Source organism: Ancylobacter polymorphus (assembly GCF_030813495.1).
Taxonomy (GTDB): domain Bacteria; phylum Pseudomonadota; class Alphaproteobacteria; order Rhizobiales; family Xanthobacteraceae; genus Ancylobacter; species Ancylobacter polymorphus.
Genome location: NZ_JAUSUI010000003.1, coordinates 488,331 through 513,181 on the forward strand (window position 1 = coordinate 488,331; position 24,851 = coordinate 513,181).

A 24,851-nucleotide genomic window follows, 5' to 3' on the forward strand; every position below is an offset into this window, starting at 1 on the left:
ATGGGCGCTTGCGGCGGGAAGGTCAATCGCGACGGGTCAGTTGCTTCCCACGAGGCTGGTGCCGGCTGGCGGGGCGACGCCCGCCGTCGGCCGGCGCGGGGGCGCGGCCGCCGCCTCGCCGAGGCGGGCCGAGAGGTCCATCAGCCGCGCCGCCGAGGCCGGCGACAGTGTCACTGGCCGCTGCACGCCGTCGATCTGCAGCGCGGAGGCCTGTGCGGCGGCGCCATCGAGCACCGGCGCCGGCTGGTTGCCGAGGCCGGGCGTCGGCTTCAGCTCGATACCCTGATGGGCGAAGGCCATCACCTTTTGCCAGGTCATGGCCGGGAGGGAGCCGCCGGTCATCTTGCGAGTGGACTGATAGTCGTCATTGCCGAACCAGATGGCGCCGACATAATTGCCGGTGAAACCGACGAACCAGGCGTCGCGATAGGCGTTGGTGGTGCCGGTCTTGCCCGAGACCTTGGTGCCGGGAATCATGGCGCGCCGGCCGGTGCCGTTCTCCACCACGCTGTTCAGCATCGGGTTGATCATGGCGATGATGTCCGGCGGGATCAGTTCCTTCGGCGCGGGGCCGTTCTGGGCGAAGCTCCAGACCGGATCACCATTGGGCGTGCGCATCTCGACCACGGCATGGGCGTCGACGGAGTAGCCGCCATTGGCGAAGACGGAATAGGCGGTCGCCATGTCCACCACCGTCACCTCGGCGGCGCCGAGCGGCAGGGCCCGCGTGACCTTGAGCTCGGTCTTGAGGCCCATGGAATGGGCGAGATCGACGATTCGGCCGCGGCCGATATTCTCGGCCAGCTTCACCGCCACCGTGTTCAGCGAGCGGGTGAGGGCATTGATGAGGGTAATGGAGCCGGCATAGGAACGGCCGTAATTCTGCGGGCACCAATTGCCGATGCAGATCGGCCCGTCGACGACGATGGTGCTGGGCTTGTACTTCCCCGTCATCAGCGCCGCCGTGTAGACGAAGGGCTTGAAGGACGAGCCAGGCTGGCGCAGCGCGTCGGTGGCGCGGTTGAACTGGCTTTCGCCATAGTCCCGCCCGCCGACCATCGCCCGCACCGCCCCGTTCGGCTCCATCACCACCATGGCCGACTGCTTGGCGCCATAATCCTTGCCGAACTGGCGCAGGCTGTCGCGGATGGCGGTGTCGGCCGCCTTCTGGATGTTGGGATCGAGCGCGGTGCGCACGATGAAGGAGCGTTCGGCATAGGTCTTGGGCAGCGTCTCGACGATCTGCTTCACCTGATCGAAGGCGTAGTCGAGGTAATATTCCGGCAGGTCGTCCTGCTTGCGGTCGACGGGCGTCGCCGGGTTGCGGCGGGCGCCGAACACCTGGCCCTCGGTCATGAAGCCGGCATCGACGAGATTGTCGAGCACCACGCTGGCGCGCCCGCGCGCCGCCGGCAGATTGATGTGGGGGGCGAATTTCGACGGCGCCTTGAACAGGCCGGCGAGCATCGCCGCCTCGGCCAAGTTCACGTCGCGCGCCGATTTGCCGAAATAATACTGCGCCGCCGCGTCCACGCCGAAGGCGCCGCCGCCCATATAGGCGCGGTCGAGATAGAGCTTGAGGATCTGGTTCTTGGTGAGGTGGAATTCCAGCCACAGCGCCAGAAAGGCTTCCTTGATCTTGCGCTCGAGCGTGCGCTCGTTCGACAGGAACAGGTTCTTGGCCAGCTGCTGGGTCAGCGAGGAGCCGCCCTGCACCACGCCGCCGGCGCGCGCATTCGACAGCACGGCGCGGAAGGTGCCGGGAATGTCGATGCCGAAATGCTCGTAGAAGCGCCGGTCCTCGGTGGCGAGCACCGCCTTGATGAGGTGGTCCGGGAATTCTTCCAGCGGCACCGTGTCGTTGTGGCGGATGCCGCGCTCGCCGATCGTGTTGCCGTAGCGGTCGAGGAAGGTGACGGACAGCTCGGCGCGCTTGAGCCAGTCGTCGGAGGTTTCCTGGAAGGCCGGCACCGCCAGCGCCAGCATCAGCACCGCGCCCACCGCGCCCCAGGTCATCGCCTCGGAGCCGAGCGAGATGGCGTAGCGGGCGGGGCCCTGCACGTTGAAGCGTTCGGTGAAGGCGACGAAGCTGTCCCAGCCAGAGCGCAGGTTCACGCCGCCGGAATAGATCGACGAATCGATCCAGGAATCGATCGCCAGCAGCGCATTGCGCAGGCGCCGGCGGAACGCCGAGGGCGGGCGCTGGCCGGGGGCGGATTCCCTCGGCCTCTCCTGCGGGGGATGGTCGGACGGCGTGTCGTTCAAGCCCATGCTCCAGGGGACTTGCGAGCCCCGCCTGCTCTTATAACCGAGCCCATGCCGCGCGACGAGGGCAGCATCAAGGCTCGCCACGGCGCGGCCGCGAGGATATCTAAGGAGTGATTGCCGGTTCGTGAAGTGTGCCGGCGCCCGAGGCTGCGGGACTTTTCCGACCGATGCACGACGATCCGACCACCCTCGCGGCGGCCCCGTTCTGGCGCCGCAAGACCCTTGAGGAACTGACCGCCGAGGAGTGGGAAAGCCTGTGCGACGGCTGCGGCCGCTGCTGCCTCGTCAAGCTGCAGGACGAGGATACCGAGGCGATCGCCTATACCGATATTGGCTGCCAGTTGCTCGACGACTTCAACTGCCGCTGCCGCAATTATCCGGAGCGGCAGCAGCATGTGCCCGACTGCGTGCGGCTGACGCCGGAGACGGTGCGCGCGCTCGACTGGCTGCCGCCCTCCTGCGGCTATCGGCTGGTGGAGGAGGGGCGCGATCTTTACTGGTGGCACCATCTCGTCTCCGGCGACCGCGAGACGGTGCATGCGGCCGGCGTTTCCGTGCGCGGCAAGGTGGCGGCGCTGGAGGACGAATTGCCGCTGGAAGACTATGTCGACCACATGGTGCGCTGGCCGCTGCGCCTGCCGCGCGGCGCCGTGCGGCGCAAGGCGAAGGGCTAGGGCGCCCGGCAAGGCGCCCGCCTCCCTCACAGAGCGAGCACGCTCCGGTCCACCTGCTCGATGTCCTTGACGCCGGTGAGCGCCATGGACACGTCGAGCTCCTTGCGCATGATTTCGATCGCCTTGGCGACGCCAGCCTGGCCGCCGGCCGCGAGCGACCACAGGAAGGCCTTGCCCATCATGCAGCCCTGTGCGCCCAGCGCGCGGGCTTTCAGTATGTCCTGGCCGGACTGCACGCCGCCGTCGAACCAGATTTCGCTTTTTCCCCCGCCAATGGCGTCGACGATCTTCGGCAGCGCCTTGATCGAGGAGACGGCGCCGTCGAGCTGGCGCCCGCCATGGTTCGACACCACGATGGCATCGGCGCCGGTGGCGGCGGCGATCCTGGCGTCCTCGACATCGAGCACGCCCTTGAGGATGAGCTTGCCCGGCCAGATGGAGCGCACCCATTCCACATCCTTCCACGACAGGGAGGGGTCGAACTGACCGGCGATCCACTGCGAGAGGGTGGAGAGGCTGTCGCTCTCCTGCCGCACGGCGAGATTGCCGAAGGAATGGCGCTTGCCCATCAGCACGCTGGCGATCCAACGCGGCTTGGTGGCGATGTCGAGCGCATTGGCCAGCGTCAGTTTCGGGGGAACGGCGAGTCCGTTCTTGATGTCCATGTGGCGCTGGCCCTGAATCTGCAGATCGAGGGTCAGCACCAGCGCCGAGCACTTGGCCGCCTTGGCGCGCTCGATCAGCGATTCCGAGAATTTGCGGTCCCGCATCACATAGAGCTGGAACCAGAACGGCTTGTCGACCGCGCCCGCTACATCTTCGATCGAGCAGATCGACATGGTGGAAAGGGTGAAGGGAATGCCCGCCGCCTGCGCCGCGCGGCACCCATGGATTTCGCCGTCGCCATGAAACAGGCCGGTAAGGCCGGTGGGCGCGATGGCGAGCGGCAGCGCCACCTTCTCGCCGATCATGGTGGTGGCGGTGGAGCGATCGGACACGTCGATCATCACCCGCTGCCGCAGCGGGATGGCGGCGAGGTCCGCCTTGTTGGCGCGCAGCGTCGTCTCGTCATAGGAGCCGCGGTCGGCATAGTGAAAGATGGCGCGGGGCACCTTGCGCATCGCGATGGCGCGCAGATCCTGGATGTTGGTCACGGTCGCCATGCGCGTGCTCCTTCTGCCCTTAGGTCATGATGTGAGGGGAGGCTGATACGCCTCCCCCCGCCGGCGTCAATGGTGAATGACGAGGTTGCTGAACGGCCAGACATAGGCCTGCAACGTCACCAGCATGCCCACCAGCACCGCCAGCGCGATGGAATGGAAGAACACGTAGCGCAGGATCACGCCTTCCTTGTTCACCCAGCCGGTGGCGGTGGAGGCGACGACGATGGACTGCGCGTCGATCATCTTGCCCATGACGCCGCCCGAGGAATTCGCCGCCGCCATCAGGGTCGGCGACAGGCCGAGCTGCTCGGAGGTGATCTTCTGCAGGCCGCCGAACAGCACGTTCGAGGCGGTGTCCGACCCTGTCAGCGCGACGCCCAGCCAGCCGAGCAGCGTGCCGAACAGCGGGTAGAACGGCCCTGTCGTGGCGAAGGCGAGGCCGAGCGTGGCGTCGAGGCCGGAGTAGCGGGTGAGGAAGCCCAGCGCCAGCATGATGGCGATGGTGGCGAGCGAGAAGCGCACCTTCCACAGCGTGCGGCCATAGATGCGCGCCAGCCCCAGCGGCGAGAAGCCCATCAGCAGCCCGGCGATCACCGCCGACACGAAGATGCCCGAGCCGGTCATCGACAGGATATTGAAGGTGAACACCGCCGCTTCGGGATGCGCGGTCGCCACCACCGGCGGGACCTTGAAGACGAGGTTGTGCAGGCCCTCGAACGGAATTTTCTGGATGAAGAATCCGTCGAGCCAGCCCTTCATTTGCGGGACGCCCCAGGCGAAGACGAACACGGTGAGGATGGCCCAGGGCAGCCACGCTTTCACGAGATCGCCGGTCGAGGGGCGCTGGTTGAGGGACGGGTCGATCTTGGCCTTGGCCGCCACATCTTCCGAGCCGTCATTGCCCTGCCGGCCCTTCAGCGCGGTCGAGGTCCAGATCGTCTTCGGTCGCCAGACGCGCAGAAACAGCACCAGGCTGACCATGGAGACGATGGCGGCGACCACGTCCACCAGCCACGGCCCATGGAAGTTCGAGACCAGGAACTGCGGCACGGCGAAGGTGATGCCGCAGACCAGGATCGCCGGCCAGATTTCCAGCATCCCGCGCCAGCCCGCGAACGCCCAGATCAGCCAGAACGGCACAATGAGCGAGAAGAAGGGGAGCTGGCGACCGATCATCGCCGAGAGGTCGAGCAGGTCGAGCCCCGTTACCGCCGCCAGCGCGATGACCGGCGTGCCCAGCGCGCCATAGGCGACCGGCGCGGTGTTGGCGATGAGCGAGAGGCCGGAGGCGGCGAGCGGCGAGAAGCCGAGGCCGATCAGCAGCGCCGCCGTCACCGCCACCGGCGTGCCGAAGCCTGCCGCGCCCTCGAAGAACGCACCGAAGGAGAAGGCGATAAGCAGCAGCTGGAGGCGACGGTCGCCGGTGATGCCGGCAATGGAGTGCTGCAGCGTGGTGAAGGAGCCGTTGGCTTCGGTCAGCTGGTGCAGGAAGATGATGTTGAGCACGATCCAGCCGATCGGCATCAGGCCATAGGCCGCGCCGTAACCGGCGGCGAGGCCCGCCTTTTCGGCGGGCATGCCGAAGAAGAAGACGGCAATGACGAAGGCGGCAACCAGCCCGGCAAAGGCAGCGACATGCGCCTTCATATGCAGGAAGCCGAGGCCGACGAGCATGACGACGATGGGCACAGCGGCGAACAGCGTCGACAGCGCCATGCTGCCGAACGGGTCGTAGACTTGATTCCAGGTCACGGGCGTTTCTCCGGGGAGGGAAGTGTGCGGTTGGGTCCGCTTTTTCCGCATTGGGCCCGGTCTTTGCCGCGCCGCCCTCCTTTGGTAAGGAGATTATCATGAAGTGTTGTTTGGTAAGTTTTATTTACCGAGCAAGTCAATTGGACAACGATTCGACTTTCGTGGCATTTACCGAAGGTCAAGCCGAAAGATCGTCGGCGACATGAGGGAGACGCACGCGTGGAGCGCCTGCACACACCGAAGCTGGCGGAGGCGATCGCCGAGCATATCGAGCGGCTGATCCTCGAAGGCGTGCTGCGCCCCGGCGAGAAGCTGGCCAGCGAGCGCGACCTCGCCGAGCGGCTGGAAGTCTCCCGTCCCTCCTTGCGCGACGCTCTTGCCCTGCTGGAACAGCGCGGCCTGCTGGCGACCAGCCGCGAGGGCACCCGCGTGACCGAGTTTCTTTCCGGCCTGACCGATCCTCTGGCAGGGTTGCTGCAATCCAACGAGCAGGTGACGGCGGATTACTTTGAATACCGCACGGCGGTGGAGCGCATGGCGGCCGGGCTGGCGGCGGTGCGTGCCACCGCGCCCGAGCGGCAGGCGATCCGCGAGTGCCTTGCCGAAATGCAGGCCGCGCACGCAGCCGGCGATCCCGACCGCGAGGCGGAGGCGGATATCGTGCTGCACCGGCTGATCTATGCCGCCTCGCACAATCTCGTCATCCTGCACGTCATGCGCGCCTTCTCGGAGATGCTGCGCCGGGACATTTTCTTCAACCGCACGAGCCTGTTCGCCGAGGCCACCTTCCGCGAGGCGCTGCTCGTCCAGCACAAGGCGATCGGCGAGGCGGTGGTGGCCGCCGACCCGGACGCGGCGGAGAAGGCGATCCACCACCATCTCACCTTCACCGGCGATGCCGTCGCCCGCACCCGGCGGGACGCGGCGCGGGTCGACCTCGCGGTACGCCGGCTCAATCGCTCGACGCTTCTGTCGGGCTGAGCGCGGGGGAAAGCGCGGGAAGGGCGGAACGGCCGTGTTGGCGTAACGTTAGTCTCCGACACGGGGCGACGGCGCGGGCATTCCGTCGTCGGTTCGCCGGCGCAATGCGCCACAGAGCGGCATACCTCGCCGGCGCGCCCCGCAACCCCGCTACAGGAGACGCTTATGCGCCGCTCGACCCTCGCTTTTGCCGCGTTCTGCGCCGCCGCAAGCCCGGCTCTCGCCCAGACGGCGGGCTCGGATGTCGCCCCCGAGAACACCGCCTCCGCCAGCCTCATCGATCCCAAAGGTGAGCAACTCGGCAACGCCACGCTGCGGCAGACGCCGCATGGCGTGCTGATCTCGGTGGAGCTTCAGGGCATACCGCCCGGCCCGCACGGCTTCCACATTCACGAGATCGGGCGCTGCGACCCGGCCGACGGCTTCGAATCCGCTGGCGGGCACTACAATCCGCACGGCAAGCGCCACGGTCTTCTCGACCCCGACGGGCCGCATGCCGGCGACATGCCGAATCAGTTCGTCGGCCCGAATGGTGTGCTGAGCGTGCAGGTGCTCAACACCTTCGTGACGCTGGAGCCCGGCCCGGGCTCGCTGTTGGATTCGGACGGCTCGGCGCTCATGATCCATTCCGGCCCGGACGACTATACGAGCCAGCCCGGCGGCAAGGCCGGCGACCGCATCGCCTGCGGGGTGATCGAGCGCCCCTGACGTGGTTTCGCGGGCGGTCGTCGCGAGGAGCGTGGCGGGCCGGTCACGCCCGAGAACAAGATGCCGTCGAGTGGTATGTCCGTGTTGAACGGTTTCCGCACGTGTCTATGGTGTGTCTAAACTGCGACGAAGTTGCGTTCCGAATGTCGGGAGGCGCGGCCCGTCGCAGGATGTTCTGCCGGAGCGCGACAGCGTGCGTGCCGTGTCCGGGAGGGCGCGACTTCATCTGACCCGGCGGGCGAGTTTCCATGAGTTTTCGGCCTATGCGCTTCCCGCATTCGCAGGCGTCGCGGCGCGCCGCTCTTCTTGCTTCCGCTGCACTTCTCGTCGCCTCGCCGGCGCTCGGTCAATCCATGAATGGCGCGACCAACCCCACGGGTCCTGGCGGCAACGGCACGCCCTATCTCGAAGTGCCGCCCGGGGGCGGCGGCGGTGGCGGCGGTGGCGGTGTGACCGGCGGCTTCGGGGCGGCGGGCAATTCGCCGGAATTCGTTGCCATCAATGGCGATGCCGGGATCGGCGGGTTCCTACCGTCCATGCCGGGGACCGATGGCGGCGACGGCGATCTCGGCGGCAGCGGCGGCGGCGGCGGCGGGGGGGCGCACGGCTATGTCGGTACCGAGGCGCCGAGCGGGGACGCCATCGGCGGCCAGGGGGGCGACGGCGGCGAGGGCGGCGAGTTCAACGCCAAAGACATCGAGGGTATTGTCGGCGGTGGCGGCGGGCCGGGTGCTGGCGGTTATGGCGCTGTCATCGAGATTCAAGGCACGGGGACGACGCTGAGCCTGCCGAACGCGATGCTGGGCGGCGATGGCGGCGACGGTGGCAGCGGCGCTTCCATCATTTGGGAAAATGACGGCTTTTTCTATCCGTTCCAGGGGGGCGCCGGAAATGGCGGCGATGGCGGCACCGGCCTTTACCTCTATGGCTCCGGCGGCGGCGCCAGCATTCTGGGTGAAGCCAAGGGCGGCGACGGCGGCATTGGCGGCCATGGATATCTCCCGAGCTTCGGGGGCATCGGCGGCAGCGGTCTCGAAGTCGCCGGCACGGCCGCCAATGTGATCATTGAGCCGACGGCGCAAGTCACCGGCGGTGATGGTGGCATCTCGCTGTCCGGTACCGGCGGGTCCGGCGGGGCCGGTATCCTCATTTCCGGCGATAACAACGTCGTCACACTCGCCGGCAGCGCCACCGGCGGCACGCAGGGCGGCAATCCTTCCGGTCAGGCGCTGGCGGTCTACATCACCGGGCAGGGCAACTGGCTCGTTCTCACCTCGACCTACAATCAGAGCGGCGGTATTTACGCCCAGGGTGGCGGCGCGCTGGCGCTTGGCGGCTCCTCGCCGGGAATCTTCGACGTCAGCGCGATCGGCTCTGCGATCACCAATTTCTCCTTCTACACCGTCATCGATGGGGCCTCCTGGACGCTGCTCAACGAGCCAGAAAGCTTGGTCAGCTGGGACATCCAGGACGGCGCCCTGTCGATCGCCGACCCGCTGTCGCTCGGCGGCGATGGCGCGCTGACCATCAGCAATTCCGGCCAGCTGACGACGACGGCCAGCATGGCGATCACCCTGCCGATCGAGTTGAGCGGCGGCAGCGGCCCGGGCGCTACCTTCGACGTCGAAAACGGCACGGTGCTCATCCTCGGCGGGGAGATTGCGGGCCCCGGTAATCTGATCGTCACCGGCGGCGGCATGCTCACCCTCGGCGCCAACAACCAGTACACCGGGACGACAACGGTCGAGCAGGGCACGCTCGCTGTCGGCGGCGCCTTCCCGTTGGGCGGGGTGCCGGGCACGCTGAGCCTCGCCGATGGCACCACCCTCCAATTCGCCTTTGACGGGGATGGGCCGGCAACAAATCTCACGGGAGCTGTCACCCTCGCGGGCAATGTGACCATTTTCTCCCCTGAGGGATTGAGCGGGACGATCAGCGGCAACGTCAGCGATGGCAGCAGCAGCGGTGGTCTCACCCTTACCGGGGGGGGCGCGGTGCTGTTGAGCGGCGCCAACAGCTTCACCGGCCCGGTGACGATCGCCGCCGGCACGCTGATCGCCGGTTCCGCGACGGCGCTTGGCTCAAACGGCACGGTGACGGTAGAGGAGGGCGCGACTCTCCAACTCAACACCTCCATCGCGACCGGCAGCCTCGCCGGTGCCGGCGCCGTCATTATCGGCACCAATACGCTTACCGTCGGCGCCAACAACGCCTCGTCCAGCTTCTCCGGGAATTTCTCCGGCACGGGCGGCCTCACCAAGACCGGCTCGGGCACCTTCACCTTGCAAGGGGTCGATGCCGATGTGAGCGCGCTGACCATCGCCGGGGGCACGCTGGTGCTCGATTCCCAGTCGGTGCTCGGTTCGAGCACCGTCGTCACCTTCTCCGGCGGCGCGGGCTCCACCCTGCAGCTCAGTTCGAACCAGACCGTTGCCGGCCTTACCGGCGACGGCAGCCTTTCCCTCGGCAGTTCCACCTTCACGGTCGCGGCGGCGAACGATTTCACCTTCTCCGGCAGCATCACCGGGAACGGCGGCAGCCTGGTGCAGGCCGGAACTGGCACGCTGACGCTCTCGGGCAGCAACAGCTTCACCGGGCCGACCCTGATCAGCGGCGGGACGCTGGTTCTGGCCGGCGGCGCCGCGCTCAGCGATCAGACCGCGGTGACGGTGGCCAGCGGCGCGCAAGTGCAGCTGCAGGCCAGCGAGACCGTCGGCGGACTTGCCGGCAGCGGCGTGGTCTTGCTCGCGGGCAACACGCTCAGCTTCGGCGGTAACGGCGCCAATACCCAATTTGGCGGCTCGATCAGCAATGGCAGCCTCGTCAAGCAGGGCGCGGGCACGACGGTTCTCACCGGCAGCTACAACCTCTCCGCCCTGACCATTGCCGCCGGGACGCTGCAGATCGGCGACGGCGCCTCCGCCACCAGCTTCCAGGCCGCGCCCATCGAGAATAACGGCACGCTGGTTCTGAAGCCGGAGCAGGACCTGCTGATGTCGGAGGTGATCTCCGGCACGGGCGGGGTGACAGTCAATGCCGGCAACGCGCCGGTCACCTTCACCTCCGCCAATACATACACCGGCGGCACCACCATCACGGCGGGCACGCTGAACCTCGGCAGCGGGGTTCTTGTGGGCTCGGTGGCCGGCGATGTGGTCACTAATGGCACGCTCGCCTTCAATTCCAGCACGTCGCAGAGCTTCGGCGGGGCGATCTCCGGCACGGGCGGCGTGAGCGCCGCGGGCGGCGGCACGGTGACGCTGACCGGCGCCAACGCCTATGCCGGCGGCACCGCGATCAGCAATGGCTCAACGGTGTCGGTCGGCAGCGATGGCAATCTCGGCGCGGGGAGCGGCGGTATCAGCCTTGCGAACGGCACACTGGCCGTCAGCGGCTCCTTCAGCAGCGTGCGCGAGGTCGTGCTCGCCGGCGCCGGCGGCATCGCCGTCGCGGCCGGCCAGACGCTGACCTTGATGGGCGCCATCAGCGAGAGTTCGATCTCGCAGCTGACCAAGTCCGGCGACGGCGTGCTCGTTCTGGGCGGCGCCAACAGCTACACCGGCGGCACGCTTGTGTCCGCCGGCACGCTGGCGGTGTCGGCCGACAGCAATCTCGGCGCGGCCATCGGCGGGGTGACACTCGATGGTGGCACGCTGGCGATCACGGGCAGCTTCACCTCCGCGCGGAATGTGACGCTGGGGGCCGGCAACGGCACGGTCGATGTCGCCACCGGCAGCGTGTTGACGCTGCAAGGCGTCATCGGCGGCAGCGGCAACCTGACGAAGATCGGCGACGGCGAACTGGCACTGTCGGGCGCCAGCAGCTTTACCGGCAGCACGTCGGTGGTCAGCGGCACGCTGGCGCTTTACGGCGCCACTCTGGCCACCTCCTCGGTCAGCGTCGCGGATAGCGGCACGCTGCAGGGCTTCGGCACCATTGCCGGCACGGTCTCCGTGCTGGCCGGCGGCACGCTTTCCGGCGGCGTGACGGGCCAGCCCAACCCGCAGCACACCGCCCTCGTCACCGGCTCGCTCACCCTTGCCAATACGGCCGATGTGGCGCTGGTTCTGGGCGCTGGCGGCAATACCGGCGTGGCCGAGGTGAGCGGCGATCTCGCGCTTGGCGGCACGCTGAGCGTTTCCGGCGAGGCGGTGCATGGCGCCGGCATCTACCGCGTCTTCACCTATACCGGCAGCAATAGCGGCAGCTTCGCTTCGGTCGATCTCTCGGGCCTTGTCGATTCCGCCTCCTATACCGGCACCATCGAGACCGGCAATCCCGGCCATGTGAACCTGCTGCTGCGTGATACCAGCCCGCTGCAGCTCTGGACCACGGACGGTGGAACCAGTTTCGGCGGCTCCGGCACCTGGTCGTCGACCGGGGACACCTGGTATCTCGCTTCCTCCGGCCAGACCATTCCGTGGGGTGGAGAGACCGGCATCTTCACCGGCACCGCCGGCACCGTCACCGTGCGTGGCGAACAGACCTTCCAGAAGCTGGAATTCGTCACCGACGGCTATGTTCTGCAGGCCGATGGCACGGAGCCGACGTCGAGCCTGCATGTGAATGGCGGCGGCGTGCTGTGGGTGGAGGGGCATGATGTCACCGCGACGATCAGCGCGCCCATCACCGGCACGGGCGGCATCGAGAAGGTCGGCACCGGCACGCTCATCCTCTCCGGCGCCAACAGCTATGTCGGCGGCACCAAGATTTCCGGCGGCTTCCTCAGCGTCGCCAGCGCGTCGGCGCTCGGCGATGCCGGCAATGTTCTGACCCTCTCCAGCGGCGGGCTGGAAACCACGGGGTCCTTTACCCTGACCGGCGCGATGGTGCTGGAGGGCTTCGGCAGCCTGAAGCCGGGGGCGGGTGAAACGCTCGGCCTGTCCGGCACCGTCAGCGGCACGGGCGGCCTGCGCAAGGAGGGGCTCGGCACGCTGGTGCTGAGCGGCACCAATACCTATGCCGGGGACACGGTGATCGCCGAGGGCACGCTGCAAGTGCAGGGTGGCGCTGCGATTTCCAACGCATCCGCCGTGCGCATCGAGGCGGCCGGCACGCTGCAGCTGGGCGCCAATGAGGGCATCGGCTCGCTCGCGGGCAGCGGTACGGTCGACCTGCAGAGCTACACGCTGCAACTGAACTACAGCGCCGCCAGCACCGTGTTTTCCGGAAGCATCAGCGGAAGCGGTGGTGTGGTGATGCAGGGTCTGGGCACGCTGGTCCTCACCGGCGCCAACAGCTATTCCGGTGGCACCACTCTTTCCGGTGGCGGGCTCATCATCGGCAATGGCGGCACCTCGGGCAGCATCGCCGGCAATGTCGTCAATAACGGGTTGCTCGCCTTCCATCGCTCGGACGTCATCACCTTCGCCGGCACGATCAGCGGTGCGGGCGGGGTCACGCAGATCGGCAGCGGCACGCTCATTCTCACCGGCACCAACAGCTATGCCGGCGGCACGCTGATCTCGGCCGGCACGGTGCAGGTGAGCGCCGATGCCAATCTCGGCCAGGTCGCCGGGGCGGTCACGCTGGAGGGGGGCACGCTCTCGACCACGGGCAGCTTCACCACCGCGCGCAGCCTCCTTGTGGTCGGCGGCGGCACGCTGCAGGTGGCCACCGGCACCACGCTGGCGCTGACCTCGATGGTCACCGGCACCGGCGGACTGACGAAGCAGGGCGACGGCACGCTGATCCTCGCCGCCGACAACGGCTTCACGGGCACGACGACCATCCGCGCTGGCGTGCTGCAACTGGGCAATGGCGGCACCACGGGCTCGGTCGGCGGCGCCATCGTCAATGACGCGACGCTGGTTCTCAACCGCAGCACGGACTTCACGTTCGGCAATCACGTTTCCGGCCAGGGCACCGTGGTGCAGGCCGGCACCGGCGCGCTAATCGTCACCGGCGACATCGATAGCCTCGGGGGCCTGCGGATCGAGCAGGGCGTGGTGCAGATCGGCAATGGCGGGACCACGGGGCAGGTGGCCGGCCCCATCGTCAATAACGGCATCCTCGCCTTTGCGCGGTCCGATCAGACGGTGGTCGCAAACACGATTTCCGGCAGCGGTACCGTCGTGCAGATCGGCGCCGGCGACCTGTTCCTGACCGGCAGCAACAGCTATTCCGGCGGAACCGGCATCGGTCCCGGCAGCACGCTGCATGTGACCGCCGACGCCGCACTCGGCGCGTCGACGGGCGGGCTCATCTTCGGTGGCGGCACGCTCTCCGCCGATCTCGGCTTCTCCAGCGCGCGCACGGTGACATTGATCGGCGGCGGCACGATCAGCGTCGCCAATGCCGCGGTGTTCACCTTGTCAGGTGCGATCAGCGGCGTGGGGAGCTTCGCCAAGACCGGCCTTGGCACACTGGTGCTGACGGGCAGCAACAGCTTTGCCGGCAACACGGTGGTGGCCGCCGGCACGCTGCAGATCGGCGACGGCGGAACCTCGGGGACGCTCTCCGGCAATGTCGCGACCGCCGGCACGCTCGCTTTCAACCGTTCCGACAACATCCTCTATGCCGGTGCCGTTTCCGGAACCGGAGAACTCGTGCAGGCGGGTACGGGTGCGCTGGTGCTGACCGGCGCCGGCAGTTACACCGGCGGCACGCGCATCACCGCCGGCACGCTGGTGCTCGGCAATGGCGGCACCTCGGGCGCGATCAGCGGCAATGTCGCCAATGACGGCACGCTTGTCTTTAACCGCAGCGACGCCGTGAGCTTTGCCGGCGTCATCTCCGGCAGCGGCGCGGTGACGCAAATCGGTGCAGGCACGCTCACCCTCGCCGGCGCCAATAGCTATGCCGGTGGCACGACCATCGGGGCCGGCGCCAGCTTGCAGGTGGCCTCCGATGGCAATCTCGGCGCGGCTACCGGTTCGCTGACGCTAAGCGGCGGCATTCTGGCGCCGACCGCCTCCTTCACGAGCGCGCGCGCGGTCACGCTCAACGCCAGCGGCGGGTTTAGCGTCGGCACGGGCGTCACGCTGACGCTCACCGGTACGGTCGGGGGCAATGGCGCGCTCTACGTCGCCGGTGGTGGAGCGCTGGAACTCGCCGGGATCAACACCTATGCCGGCGGTACCTCCGTCTCCGGCGCGACCCTGGCGGTGCACGCGGATGAGAGCCTTGGCAAGGCGGGCACCGCGCTGTCGCTGGATGGTGCCACTCTTCAGGTGCTGCACAGTTTCTCTTCCGCACGCCATGTGGTCGTGAGCAGCGCGGGTGCGTCGGTCGACGTGGGCGCCGACCGCTTCCTCACCCTTTCCGGCACCGTTTCGGGACCGGGCGTGCTGGCCAAGACCGGCGCGGGGCGCCTGACCCTGACCGGCGACAACAGCTATGGCGCGCTGGCCATCCTCGGCGGGACGGTGGTGGGCAATACCGCTTCGCTTGAGGGCAACATCCTCAACAATGGCGCCCTCGTCTTCGACCAGGCGTCCACCGGCACCTTCGCCAATATCATCGGCGGCACGGGCACTCTCACGGTCAAGGGGGCGGGGACGCTGATTCTGACCGGCACCGCCGCGCCGGGCGGCGGCACCACCATCGATGGCGGGACGCTCAAGATCGGCGAGGGTGGCACGGCTGGCTGGCTCAGTGGCCCCATCGTCAACAAGGGCACGCTGATCTACGATCTTGCGGGGCGCTATACGTTCCCGGTCGCGCTCAGCGGTACGGGTCGGGTCCTCCTGGAGGGAGGCGGCACGGTCGATTTCGTCGGCTCGGATTACAGGGGCGTCGTCGAGACCAACGATGCGCGGGTACTGGTGCAGCGCGGAACCGACTCGCAGGTGAGTTTCCGCGTTGGCGCACATGGCGTGCTTGGCGGCGTCGGCACGATCGGCTCGGTGGATGTGCTCGACGGCGGCACCCTCTCGCCCGGCTTCTCTCCGGGCACTCTCCACATCGATGGCACGTTGACGCTGGCGGCGGGGGCCACCTATCGGGTGGATATCTCGCCGAACCGGGGCAGCGATCTGCTCGCCGTCACCGGCGCCGTCGGCATCGACCTCGACAGCACACTGGAACTGCACGCCGAGCGTGGCACCTACGCCAACGCCAAGACCTACACCGTGCTGACCGGCAGCGGCGGCGTGCATGGCCTCTTCGGAACGGTGACGACCAATTTCGCCTTCCTCGACCCCCTGCTGTCCTACACCGACACCGAGGTCATCCTGAACCTCGTGCGCCGGGACATTCCGTTCTGGCGCGAGGCGCACACGTGGAACCAGGTTGCCACCGCCAATGGCGTCGAGTCGCTCGGGGCGGGCAACGAGATCTACGACGCGGTCGCCTCGCAGCTGAAATCGGAGGCCTTCATCGCCTTCGATGCCCTCTCCGGGGAAATCTACGCCTCCACCGCGTCGGTGATTCAGCAGCAATCCGTGTTCACCCGCGACGCGGTGGGCGCGCGGCTGCGGCAGGCCTCTTTCGAGGGCGCCGGCGCGCCGCTGGCCTATGCCGGGGACGGGCCGCAGACGGCGCGGCTTGGAGCCGACGGCGCGACGGTCATGTGGATGCAGGGTTTCGGCGCGCAGGGCTCCCTCGGCTCCGACGGCAATGCGGCAGCGGTTTCGGACTCGATCGGCGGCTTTGTCGGCGGCTTCGACGCGGCCTTTGCCGCCGACTGGCGGCTCGGTGCCTATGGCGGCTACAGCCGCTCCTGGCTCGACGTGTCCGGCCGTGCCTCCTCCGGCTCCATGGACAATTACGAGCTCGGCCTCTACGGCGCGACCCAGCAGGGGCCGTGGGCTCTGCGGCTCGGCGGCGGCTATGCCTGGCACGACATGTCGTTCTCCCGCAGCGTGGCCTTCCCCGGCTATCAGGCGTCCAACAGCAGCGACGCCAATGCCGGCTCGGCGCAGCTGTTCGGCGAACTCGGCTATGACCTGCCGCTGGGGCCGGTCGATCTGGAGCCCTTCCTCGGCCTCGCCTATCTGCACGTCGAGGGCTGGAACACGGTCGAGCGCGGTTCCAACTCGGCGCTGAGTGTGAATGCCGGGGCCATGGACACGTTCTATTCGACTCTCGGCCTGCGCGGCGGGCAGGAGATCGACGTGAACGGCGTGCCGGTCACCGCCAGCTTCACGCTGGGCTGGCAGCATGCCTTCGGCGACACCGGGCCGGCGGCGGTGATGAGCTTCGCCACCGGCTCGGCGCCGTTCAGCATCGAGGGGGCGCCGATCGCCACGGATACTCTCATCTTCGGCGGCGGGCTGGCCTATGAGCTGAACCCGAACACGCGGCTCAGCCTGCGCTATGACGGGCAGATCGCCACCAGCGCCCAGCAGAACGCCGTGAGCGGCGCGCTGCAGATACGCTTCTGAGCGGGGCTGCGATGCGCCCGACGCTCAGGCGCCGGGATGTTCCGCCACCGCCTCGGCCCGGCCGAGGCGGATGACGCCGAGTACCAGCGCGCAGCCGATGCCGATCACCGCGCCGCCGGCGACCTGCGGCAGGGTGAGCGGTTCGTCGAGCAGCAGCGTGCCGATGGTCACGGCGACACCGGTGACGCCGAATTCCACGCTGATGGCGCGGGTGGGGCCGATGGAGGCGATCAGCCGGTAGAAGATCACATAGGTGATGGCGCTCATCAGCACGCCGGCGACGAGCAGCGAGGCGACATCCAGCAGGCCCGGCACGCCCGGCAGCGGCACGAAGGCGATCAGCGGCAGGATGAGTACGCCGCCGAAGAAGAACGCGCCGATGGTGATCTCCCATGAGCCGGTCTTGGCCAGTCGCCGCCCGGCATAGACACTGCCGAAGGCGGCGGAGAGGGTGGAGCCGAGCGTCGCGGCGCAGCCGATGATGAAGGATGGCGTCACCGGCTGGGCGGGAAAGCCCACCAGCAGCACGATTCCCACCGCGCCGAGCCCGATGCCGACAAGCCCGCTAAGCCGGAACTGCTCGACCCCCCACGCCGCCGCGATCAGCATGGTGAACAGCGGGATGGTGGCGACGAGGATCGCCGACATGGCGGTGCCGATCCGTGGCAGGCCATAGGATATCAGCCCGAGCTGCAGGGCGACGGTGGCGAGGCCGACCACGAACAGCGGAAACGGGCCGCAGGAGAAATCCAGCTTCCGCCCCGAGGCGCGGGCGGCGAGGTAGAGCGTGCCGGCCGCGAAGAAGGAGCGGAACGCCACGGAGCCGGCCCAGCCGAAGGCGTGGATATTGTGGTCCATGACCACGAAGGACGATCCCCAGACGAGCGCCAGGAACAGGTAGGAAGCCAGGTCTCTGGAACTCATCACGCGCACACCGCCCGCCAAGCGAGGCGGCTCGCATGGCCGGATCGCGGGCGAAAACTAGTTGCTCGCAGGCGGCTGTCAATCGGCGCAAAAAAGAGATAAGGGAAACGACATGAAATCAGTCGATTCCTTCAAAGACCGCCAGAAGAATGCCGCCGAGGCCCGCGCCCGGCTGGTGTCCCGCCTTGCCGAACGCCCGAGCCCGGACGACCCGGCGATGATCGCCCGCGCGGCCGAGCGCAAGGCCGCGGCCGAGGCGCGGCAGGCGGCGCAGGCCGCCAAGGCGGCGGAAAAGGCCGCGCGCAAGGAAGCGGAAGCGGAAGCCGCGCGCCTCGCCGCCGAAGCTGCCGCCGCCGAAGCTGCCGCCGCTGCGGAAGCCGAGATCGCGGCCAAGGCGGCCGCCATCGAGGAAGCCGCCGCTGCCGCCGCCGCCGCCAAGGCCCGCCGCGACGAGCGCTACGCCGCCCGCAAGCAGCGTGTCGGCCGCCGCTGAGGCCGTTCAGCCGGCCGCGCGCTGGCCGGCGAACTGCCCGCCATAGCTGCGCTGGGGCACACCCAGCGTCTGCTCCAGGATCAGCTGGCACACCTTCATCCCCGCCCGCAGGCGGATGGGGCGCGGCCCGAGATTGATGATCTCGAGCTGGATCTGACCCGTCGATCCGGCGTGGATGGTGGGTGCGGTGAGGTGGACGATGAGGCCGATGCGGGCGAGCGAGCTCTTGCCCTCCACCCGCGCCGCCAGCCGTGCCCCCGGGCGCAGGTCCACCCGCTCCAGCGTCCAGCCCAGCACCAGCCGGCCGGGATCGAGCACGAAGCCTTCCGTGCCGATGTCGATGTCGCCCGCCATGCGGGTGATCGCCTCGCGGAAGCTGTAGCCCGGCCCGGCGGGGTCGATCACCGGGTCTTCGCCCGGCGCGGGGTTGCGATAGAGGGTAAGCCTTGCGTCGAGCCGCAGGTCGACGCCGTTCGGGGCGTAGAATTCCGGCGGCGGCGGCGGCTCGATCAGCACCGAGCCTTCGGCCATGGCGTCGAGAATGTCGCGGTCGGTCAGGATCACGGGCAAATCTCTCGAAAAGGGGCTCTCACAAAGAGGTCCCGTAAGACGGGCGGGCTTCCCGCAGTGCGGGAGTGCTAACATGGCCTCACCCCCCGGCAAATGCCATGCCTGATGCGGCTTCCCCGCCAGCCTCACCATCGATTGCGCGGCGGCAGAAGGCGATTTGCACCGCATCGCAATAAAGCACTTGAGCGGGAGCGCGCGGCGCCACAAGTTGGGCGTCCGATCCAACCCCTGCTGTGGAGTTCCCCCCTAATGACCGACCGCCCGAAGCTTCTCGGCATTTCCGGCAGCCTGCGCTCCGGCGCCTATTCCACCGCCGTGCTGGAAGCGCTGAAAGCCGCGCTCGCCCCGACGGCGGACCTCACCGTGCTGACGCTGAACGACGTGCCGCTCTACAATCAGGACGAGGACGGCGCCACCCAGCCGGCCGGCGCGGCGGCGCTGCGGGCGGCGATCGCGGCGGCGGACGGGGTGATCTTCGCCTCGCCGGAATATAATTACGGCCCCTCGGGCGCGATGAAGAACGCGGTGGACTGGGGCTCGCGCCCCTATGCCAAGGGGGCGCTGCTCGGCAAGCCGGTGCTGGTGCTCACCTCCTCGCCCGGCTCCACCGGCGGCATCCGTGCCCAGGCCTCGCTGCGCGAATCGCTGAGCGCGGCGGGCGCGCGGGTGGTGGCCTATCCCCACCTCGCCATTCCCAATGTCGGCGACAAGCTCAAGGACGGCGCCTTCACCGACGAGAAGACGGTGAAGTTCCTCACCGGCGGCGTCGACGCGCTGATCAAGGAAATCCACCTTCTGGCGGCCCACGCCAAGGGCTGAGGAGGCTGGCGCGGCCTGCGGCCTTCCTCATGGCCGCGTTTCCTCATGGCCGGCGTGACCCGGCCACCCAGATGTTCCGCCATGTGCCGTTGGAAAGGCTGGGTCCCCGGGTCAAGCCCGGGGATGAGGGGGGCGTGGGGCTGGATTTCGGCCAAAGAGTCTCCCTCGCGGCCCGATCGGCGCGGCAGGCTGTGCCGCTGGTCCCGGACACGGTCATGCATCCCATAATTCCTAATCTAGGAAATTAATCCTTGACAGCGTCGCGCTGGCGGGGTAGCTTTCGCTCATGCTCCACAACTGCGTCGGAAGGCGGCGGGTTTTGAACCCTTCAGCTCCGACGCGCGCCTTTTCAGCCGGCCTTCGGGCCGGCTTTTTCGTTTCCGTGCTCGATCGGCGGAGGTGGCATGTCGGTTCCCGGGCGGTCGGTTTCGCCGGAAGCGCTGGAAGAGGCGCGACGGCTCTATGAACGCACGAATGTGCCGGTGCAGCAGGTGGCGGACCTGCTCGGCATTTCCAAATCCACCTTCAATCTCCGCCGGCAGCGCTGGGGCTGGACGCCGCGCATGGCGCGCATTCCCGGCGCGCCCGCGCCGCGTGCCGACGTGATCCCGCAAGACCTGCGCCCGCAAGACCTGCGCCCGCAAGACCTGCGCCCACAAGACCCGCTTGCCGACGACCCGCCGGCCGCCGGGCCGCCTCCCATTGCCGTGGCGGCGGGCGCTGCGGCGCCGGCGGAAGCGGCGCCGGCCTCGCGCGGCGACCTCATCAACCGGCTGGTGCGGCGGATCGAGGGCGAGATCGCCGCGCTGGAGCGGCTGGTCGCGCTGGCCGGTCTCGCCGTCGCGGCGCGGCCGGAGGCGAGCCAGGCCGACAGCGAACGCGCCGCGCGCACGCTGGCCATTCTCGTGCGCTCGCTGCGCGAACTCGCGGCACTGGACAGAGAGCAGCCCGACGGGAGCGACGATGACGCCGACCGCGACGCCGACGCCTTCCGACGCGAGCTTGGCCGCACGCTTGAGCGCGTGCTGGCGAGCGGGGAGGCTGCCTGAGGCGCTGGAAGCGCTCGACGCCCGGACCCTCGACTGGCTGCGCCATCACTGGCCGCTGATCGGCCGGGCCTCGCAGCGCCCGCCCGAGAGTGCGCAGGGCGGCGGCGACTGGCTCACCTGGCTGATGCTGGGCGGGCGCGGCGCCGGCAAGACGCGGGCGGGGGCGGAATGGGTGCGCGCCCTCGTCCATGGCGGTGCCGGGCCGAAGGCCGGGCGGCTCGCTCTGGTGGCGGAAAGCCATGCCGATCTGCGCGATGTGATGGTGGAGGGCGTCTCCGGCCTCCTCGCCATCCATCCGCGCCATGAGCGCCCGAGCTGGGAGCCGACGCGCCGCCGCCTCGTCTGGCCGAACGGGGCGGTGGCGCAGGGCTTTTCCGCCGACGACCCGGAAAGCCTGCGCGGGCCGCAATTCGACGCCGCCTGGTGCGACGAGCTGGCGAAATGGCGCTACGCCCAGGCCGCCTTCGACATGCTGCAATTCGGCCTGCGCCTCGGTGAGCGGCCGCGTCAGATGGTGACGACCACGCCGCGCCCGACCGCGCTGATCCGCGCCCTGCTCGCCGACCCGCGCACGGCGGTGACGCGCATGGGCACGGCAGAGAACGCCGCGCATCTGGCGCCGGGCTTTCTCGACACCGTGGTCGGCCGCTATGCCGGCACGCGGCTCGGCCGGCAGGAACTCGGCGGCGAACTGATCGAGGACCGGCCGGACGCGCTGTGGAACCGCGCGGCGCTGGAGGCGGGTCGGCTGGAGGCGGCGCCGGCGCTGGCCCGTATCGTGGTGGCGGTCGACCCGCCGGCCTCCTCGGGCAAGCGGGCCGATGCCTGCGGCATTCTCGCGGCGGGGATCGACGCGGAAGGCGTCGTGCATGTGCTGGCGGATGACAGCGCGCAGGGCCTCTCGCCCAATGGCTGGGGCGGGCGCGCCATCGGCCTGTTCCAGAAGCTGGAGGCCGACCGGGTGGTGGTGGAGGTCAACCAGGGCGGGGAGATGGTGCGGACCATCCTCGCCGGCATCGACCCCACCGTGCCGGTCGCCGAGGTGCGGGCGACGCGCGGCAAATGGCTGCGCGCCGAGCCGGTGGCCGCGCTCTACGAGCAGGGACGGGTGCGCCATGTCGGGCCGTTTCCGGCGCTGGAGGACGAGATGTGCGATTTCATCTCTATCACGCATTCACGCCGTTTGCGACGAAATGTTTTCCAACGCGTTTACAATCAGGCGTTCTTTTTGCGTTCCTTGAGATGGATCACGGACGCCTTGCCGTTGGCCTTCTTGTCGGCAAACCGGCAGTACCTTTCGATCATGGCGAGCGACATGCCGACCTGATCCTGTATCTGCGTGCTGGTGAGGCCCGCGCGCCGAAGTTCCACCACACGGGTGCCGCGCAGTCCGTGTAGCGTGCAGCCGGCAAGCTCCGGGATCGCGTCGCGCTGCTCGGCAAAATGCCGGTCTAGAACCTTGCGCGTCATCGCGCGGCCCTTGTCGTTGCGAACGTAGGCGCCTGGCGCCACAGGCCATGTGGCCATTTCCGCTGCCAGGGCGTCGTCTATCGGGCACCAAATTTCCACGCCGGTCTTTTGCTGCGACAGACGGAAGCCACCTTCATCAAGGAAGGTCGGCCCGAGCCGCACCACGTCAGAGCCGCGCTGCCCGGTATAGCGGGCAAGGAAGAACGCCCGGCGCACCATGCCCGTGAGGTTCTTTTCAGCCGCCTCTAGCTGCGCATCGGTCCAAGGCTTGTGGCCGCCCGTCTTGTCATAGGGCTTTACGCCGGCCGTGATCGAGGCGGCGAACTTGCGCCGCGCAACTCCCCATGTCGATATCGCCCGCAGGACGCCTAGAACGGTGTTCGCCGTGCCGGGGATGGGCGCCAGCCCGTCCATAAGCTCCAGCACGTTTGCCGGGCCTAGACCATCCGCTGGCAGCTTCCCCCACGCCTTCTTGGCGATGCCGAGCCCCCGCAGGTACTGTTCCTTTGTGCCCTTCGCGAGCTTGGTGAACTGCGGCGAGATTTCGTAGGCGTCGCACACGTCGGCAAATGTCTCGACGCGTCCGCCGGTCAGAAGCCCTTGCGCCTCGCGCAGCTTCACCCAAAATTCGGGCTTGTGCGGATCACTGCCCAGCGCGACGGGCTTTTCAGCGCTAGGCGTGTTCCGGCCGGGCTGGTAATAGAAATATTCCCTACCCCGCGAGACGACGCGGTGAACGCCCTTAGGAAGCTCCACGGCGCCTCTCCTGCGCGAATTTCGCGGCATCCCTCGCCCCCTGCGTATAGGCATCGATAGGAGCGGCATGGTTGCCCTGCGGGTCCAGAGATGCAAGGCTCATCTTGACCGACTCCCAGCACCAGCGGACGCAGCCGTTTGACAGCCGGATAGGGCGCGGTAGGACGCCACGGCTCACCATCTCGTCTACCGTGCTTTCCGACATGTCGAGTTCGGAGGCGAGGCTTTTGCGGCTCAGGTAGGAGGCTGGCATCTGTCGACAAGCCCAATAATAGCTGACAGTCCAATGGCGGCGGCTAGGCGTATCGCCCAGAGGCGGCCGGTGCGCTCGGGGTTCAGCATGGCTTCACCACTGGCGGCTTGCGCAGGCGATAGCGCGTCTTGGACTCAATCTCCGCTTTCTGCGCTTCGGTGGCGAACAGAGACACTTGCACCAGCGACCGGGCGTAGCGATAATTGAATGGCCACACCTCTCCAATTTGCGCGCCCGTGCTCAGCGCCACGAGGAAGAATTCTCCAAGGCTGGCCTTCGAGAGGTCCGGGCTCGCGTAGTCGTCGGTATGCCACCATGTGGCTCCGGCGTGTTTCAGCGTCGGGGACTCGACCATCACCCCACCCCCCCGGCAAGAGCGCGGAGCCTATTCAGGACTTCGTCGGCCCCTCCGGTATTCGCAGCGCCGTGGTCTGCGTCCTGCTGATAAGCGACAGCGGCGGCCTCGTTTAGGCACTCTTTCATCAGAGCCCGCCCAACCTCGCGGACTTTCGCCGCAACCGGCCCGTCAGTGTCGTGCAGCCACACCAGATCATCCGGCCGGGCGATGCCGCCGCTCAGAATGTTGAGCCGAACGAATACCGGATCCGACAGCTTCTCCAGCACCGCACGCTCTATCGCAGGCAGGGCGGCGGTGAGGGCGGCTTCGGCCATTTTATGAACATCCGCCTGCATACCCCATAGGGCGACAGCTACAGACCTCGCCACTTCCTCGCGCTGCTTATCTGTGAGTAGGGTCATTCCTGTTCCTCCTGGGGGAGAGCGGCGCGGGTGGCGGCGCGCCGTTGAACTTCCGCCAGCATGTCAGGGTGCATGTGGAAGACGCCGCCGATCAGGTATGCCTTCGGGTCCGGCACAATGCGGTGAACGACGTTCTGGCGGTGCCCCTGCCGGCGGCGCCTGATCGCCCGCGAAGGGGACCTGACGCCAGTCCAATCCTCGACAGTGACGGTCAGGTAAGGGCTCGTGACGATCTTCTGCCCGTACAGCACCGCGTCACTCCCCATCGTCGCGCCCTCCTGCGGGAGGTGCGGGGGAGACAATAATGCGGGCCGGGGCAACGTGATTGGCAGGCGCTGCGACGGCGTGAGGCACGGTATATGACGTATCTGCCTCAAGCCCAACTTGGCGGGTGATGTAATCTGCCATGGCGGCGGCTCGCGTCCATCCGAGATAGACGACGGTTTGGTGTACGGGCACAGAGGCGCAGTTTTCCCAGTTGGGGTGCGGTGCAAACATCACTCCGCCTCCCCCTTGCCGGCGAGGGCCGTAAGGGCGTCGTATATCGCCTCGCGCATTGAATTGGCGTCTCGGCCCCAATCGAACTGATCGCCGCCGGGCGAAAATTGCTTGACCAGACTGGCCGCTGCCTCCAACGCTTCCCGGCGCGCCTGCGCTCGGATGGCGTCGGTGGTGGGTGGGGAGAGGTAGAGGGGGCGAAGGTTGCGCGTCGGTTCGATCCAGCGCTCTAGATCTGGCTTGGCCCGTGACGACTGTCGTTCCCAGCATCCACCGGTAAACGTCTCCCATTCCCACGCCACCGGCTCCACCTCAGCGCCCGGCGCGGCAGGAGAGGCGGCGAGCATGGCGCGGTAGACTTCAAAGGCGACGTCGCACCCGAAGCCAA

At 68.1% G+C, this 24,851-nt stretch carries 17 protein-coding genes and 1 pseudogene; 8 read left to right on the plus strand and 10 right to left on the minus strand.

The features are described from left to right. Window positions 1–36: 36 nt before the first annotated feature. Entirely contained in the window at window positions 37–2,265 is a 2,229-nt protein-coding gene (locus J2S75_RS09595; protein ID WP_307019611.1) for a transglycosylase domain-containing protein, read from the minus strand. 170 nt (window positions 2,266–2,435) lie between these two features. Between J2S75_RS09595 and J2S75_RS09600 the strand changes: the two genes are divergently transcribed. Then, window positions 2,436–2,942: a YcgN family cysteine cluster protein gene (locus J2S75_RS09600; protein WP_307019612.1), complete on the plus strand. Its 507-nt coding sequence runs from the start codon at window positions 2,436–2,438 to the stop codon at window positions 2,940–2,942. Between the two features lie 26 nt (window positions 2,943–2,968). On the opposite strand, the gene J2S75_RS09605 is transcribed toward J2S75_RS09600, so the two are convergent. Further along, window positions 2,969–4,105 (minus strand): alpha-hydroxy acid oxidase, encoded by a 1,137-nt coding sequence (locus J2S75_RS09605; protein WP_307019613.1) that lies wholly within the window; start codon window positions 4,103–4,105, stop codon window positions 2,969–2,971. A 66-nt stretch (window positions 4,106–4,171) separates the two neighbouring features. After that, complete coding sequence (locus tag J2S75_RS09610; RefSeq protein ID WP_307019614.1) at window positions 4,172–5,857, minus strand: L-lactate permease; 1,686 nt, start codon at window positions 5,855–5,857, stop codon at window positions 4,172–4,174. 219 nt (window positions 5,858–6,076) lie between these two features. Between J2S75_RS09610 and J2S75_RS09615 the strand changes: the two genes are divergently transcribed. The 3 genes from J2S75_RS09615 (at window position 6,077) to J2S75_RS09625 (ending at window position 16,872) form a co-directional block, all read left to right on the plus strand. After that, a complete protein-coding gene (locus J2S75_RS09615; protein ID WP_307019615.1) occupies window positions 6,077–6,838 on the plus strand; it encodes an FCD domain-containing protein in 762 nt (253 codons plus the stop codon). 165 nt (window positions 6,839–7,003) lie between these two features. Beyond that, window positions 7,004–7,546, plus strand: coding sequence for a superoxide dismutase family protein (locus tag J2S75_RS09620; protein ID WP_307019616.1), 543 nt, complete (start codon window positions 7,004–7,006; stop codon window positions 7,544–7,546). 248 nt (window positions 7,547–7,794) lie between these two features. Further along, complete coding sequence (locus tag J2S75_RS09625) at window positions 7,795–16,872, plus strand: autotransporter-associated beta strand repeat-containing protein (RefSeq protein ID WP_307019617.1); 9,078 nt, start codon at window positions 7,795–7,797, stop codon at window positions 16,870–16,872. A 24-nt stretch (window positions 16,873–16,896) separates the two neighbouring features. On the opposite strand, the gene J2S75_RS09630 is transcribed toward J2S75_RS09625, so the two are convergent. Then, window positions 16,897–17,796: a DMT family transporter gene (locus J2S75_RS09630; RefSeq protein WP_307019618.1), complete on the minus strand. Its 900-nt coding sequence runs from the start codon at window positions 17,794–17,796 to the stop codon at window positions 16,897–16,899. 112 nt (window positions 17,797–17,908) lie between these two features. Between J2S75_RS09630 and J2S75_RS09635 the strand changes: the two genes are divergently transcribed. After that, window positions 17,909–18,289, plus strand: a complete 381-nt coding sequence (locus tag J2S75_RS09635; protein ID WP_244377887.1) for a DUF6481 family protein — start codon at window positions 17,909–17,911, stop codon at window positions 18,287–18,289. Between the two features lie 6 nt (window positions 18,290–18,295). Here the strand turns inward: J2S75_RS09635 and dcd are convergent, their stop codons facing one another. Beyond that, window positions 18,296–18,853 carry a dCTP deaminase gene (gene dcd, locus J2S75_RS09640; protein WP_307019619.1) on the minus strand — a complete coding sequence of 186 codons (558 nt, stop codon included), beginning with the start codon at window positions 18,851–18,853 and terminating at the stop codon, window positions 18,296–18,298. A 255-nt stretch (window positions 18,854–19,108) separates the two neighbouring features. On the opposite strand from dcd, the gene J2S75_RS09645 reads away from it, so the two are divergent. The 3 genes from J2S75_RS09645 to J2S75_RS09655 all read left to right on the plus strand — a co-directional run bounded on the left by J2S75_RS09645 (window position 19,109) and on the right by J2S75_RS09655 (window position 22,054). Further along, complete coding sequence (locus J2S75_RS09645) at window positions 19,109–19,678, plus strand: NADPH-dependent FMN reductase (RefSeq protein WP_307019620.1); 570 nt, start codon at window positions 19,109–19,111, stop codon at window positions 19,676–19,678. A 404-nt stretch (window positions 19,679–20,082) separates the two neighbouring features. After that, entirely contained in the window at window positions 20,083–20,727 is a 645-nt protein-coding gene (locus tag J2S75_RS09650) for a hypothetical protein (protein WP_307019621.1), read from the plus strand. Beyond that, complete coding sequence (locus J2S75_RS09655) at window positions 20,693–22,054, plus strand: DNA-packaging protein (protein ID WP_307019622.1); 1,362 nt, start codon at window positions 20,693–20,695, stop codon at window positions 22,052–22,054. Before J2S75_RS09650 ends, J2S75_RS09655 begins: the two co-directional genes overlap by 35 nt. On the opposite strand, the gene J2S75_RS09660 is transcribed toward J2S75_RS09655, so the two are convergent. The 5 genes and pseudogenes from J2S75_RS09660 to J2S75_RS09680 form a co-directional block, all read right to left on the minus strand. Beyond that, complete coding sequence (locus J2S75_RS09660; protein ID WP_307019623.1) at window positions 21,943–22,953, minus strand: tyrosine-type recombinase/integrase; 1,011 nt, start codon at window positions 22,951–22,953, stop codon at window positions 21,943–21,945. The two genes, J2S75_RS09655 and J2S75_RS09660, sit on opposite strands and share 112 nt — an antisense overlap. A 335-nt stretch (window positions 22,954–23,288) precedes the next feature. After that, window positions 23,289–23,561 carry a hypothetical protein gene (locus tag J2S75_RS09665; protein WP_307019624.1) on the minus strand — a complete coding sequence of 91 codons (273 nt, stop codon included), beginning with the start codon at window positions 23,559–23,561 and terminating at the stop codon, window positions 23,289–23,291. Beyond that, window positions 23,561–23,965, minus strand: a complete 405-nt coding sequence (locus tag J2S75_RS09670) for a hypothetical protein (RefSeq protein WP_307019625.1) — start codon at window positions 23,963–23,965, stop codon at window positions 23,561–23,563. The genes J2S75_RS09665 and J2S75_RS09670 overlap by 1 nt, the downstream gene beginning before the upstream one ends. Next, window positions 23,962–24,231: a hypothetical protein gene (locus tag J2S75_RS09675; protein ID WP_307019626.1), complete on the minus strand. Its 270-nt coding sequence runs from the start codon at window positions 24,229–24,231 to the stop codon at window positions 23,962–23,964. Before J2S75_RS09675 ends, J2S75_RS09670 begins: the two co-directional genes overlap by 4 nt. 231 nt (window positions 24,232–24,462) lie before the next feature. Beyond that, window positions 24,463–24,851, minus strand: a pseudogene (locus J2S75_RS09680) (hypothetical protein); the annotation flags it as partial.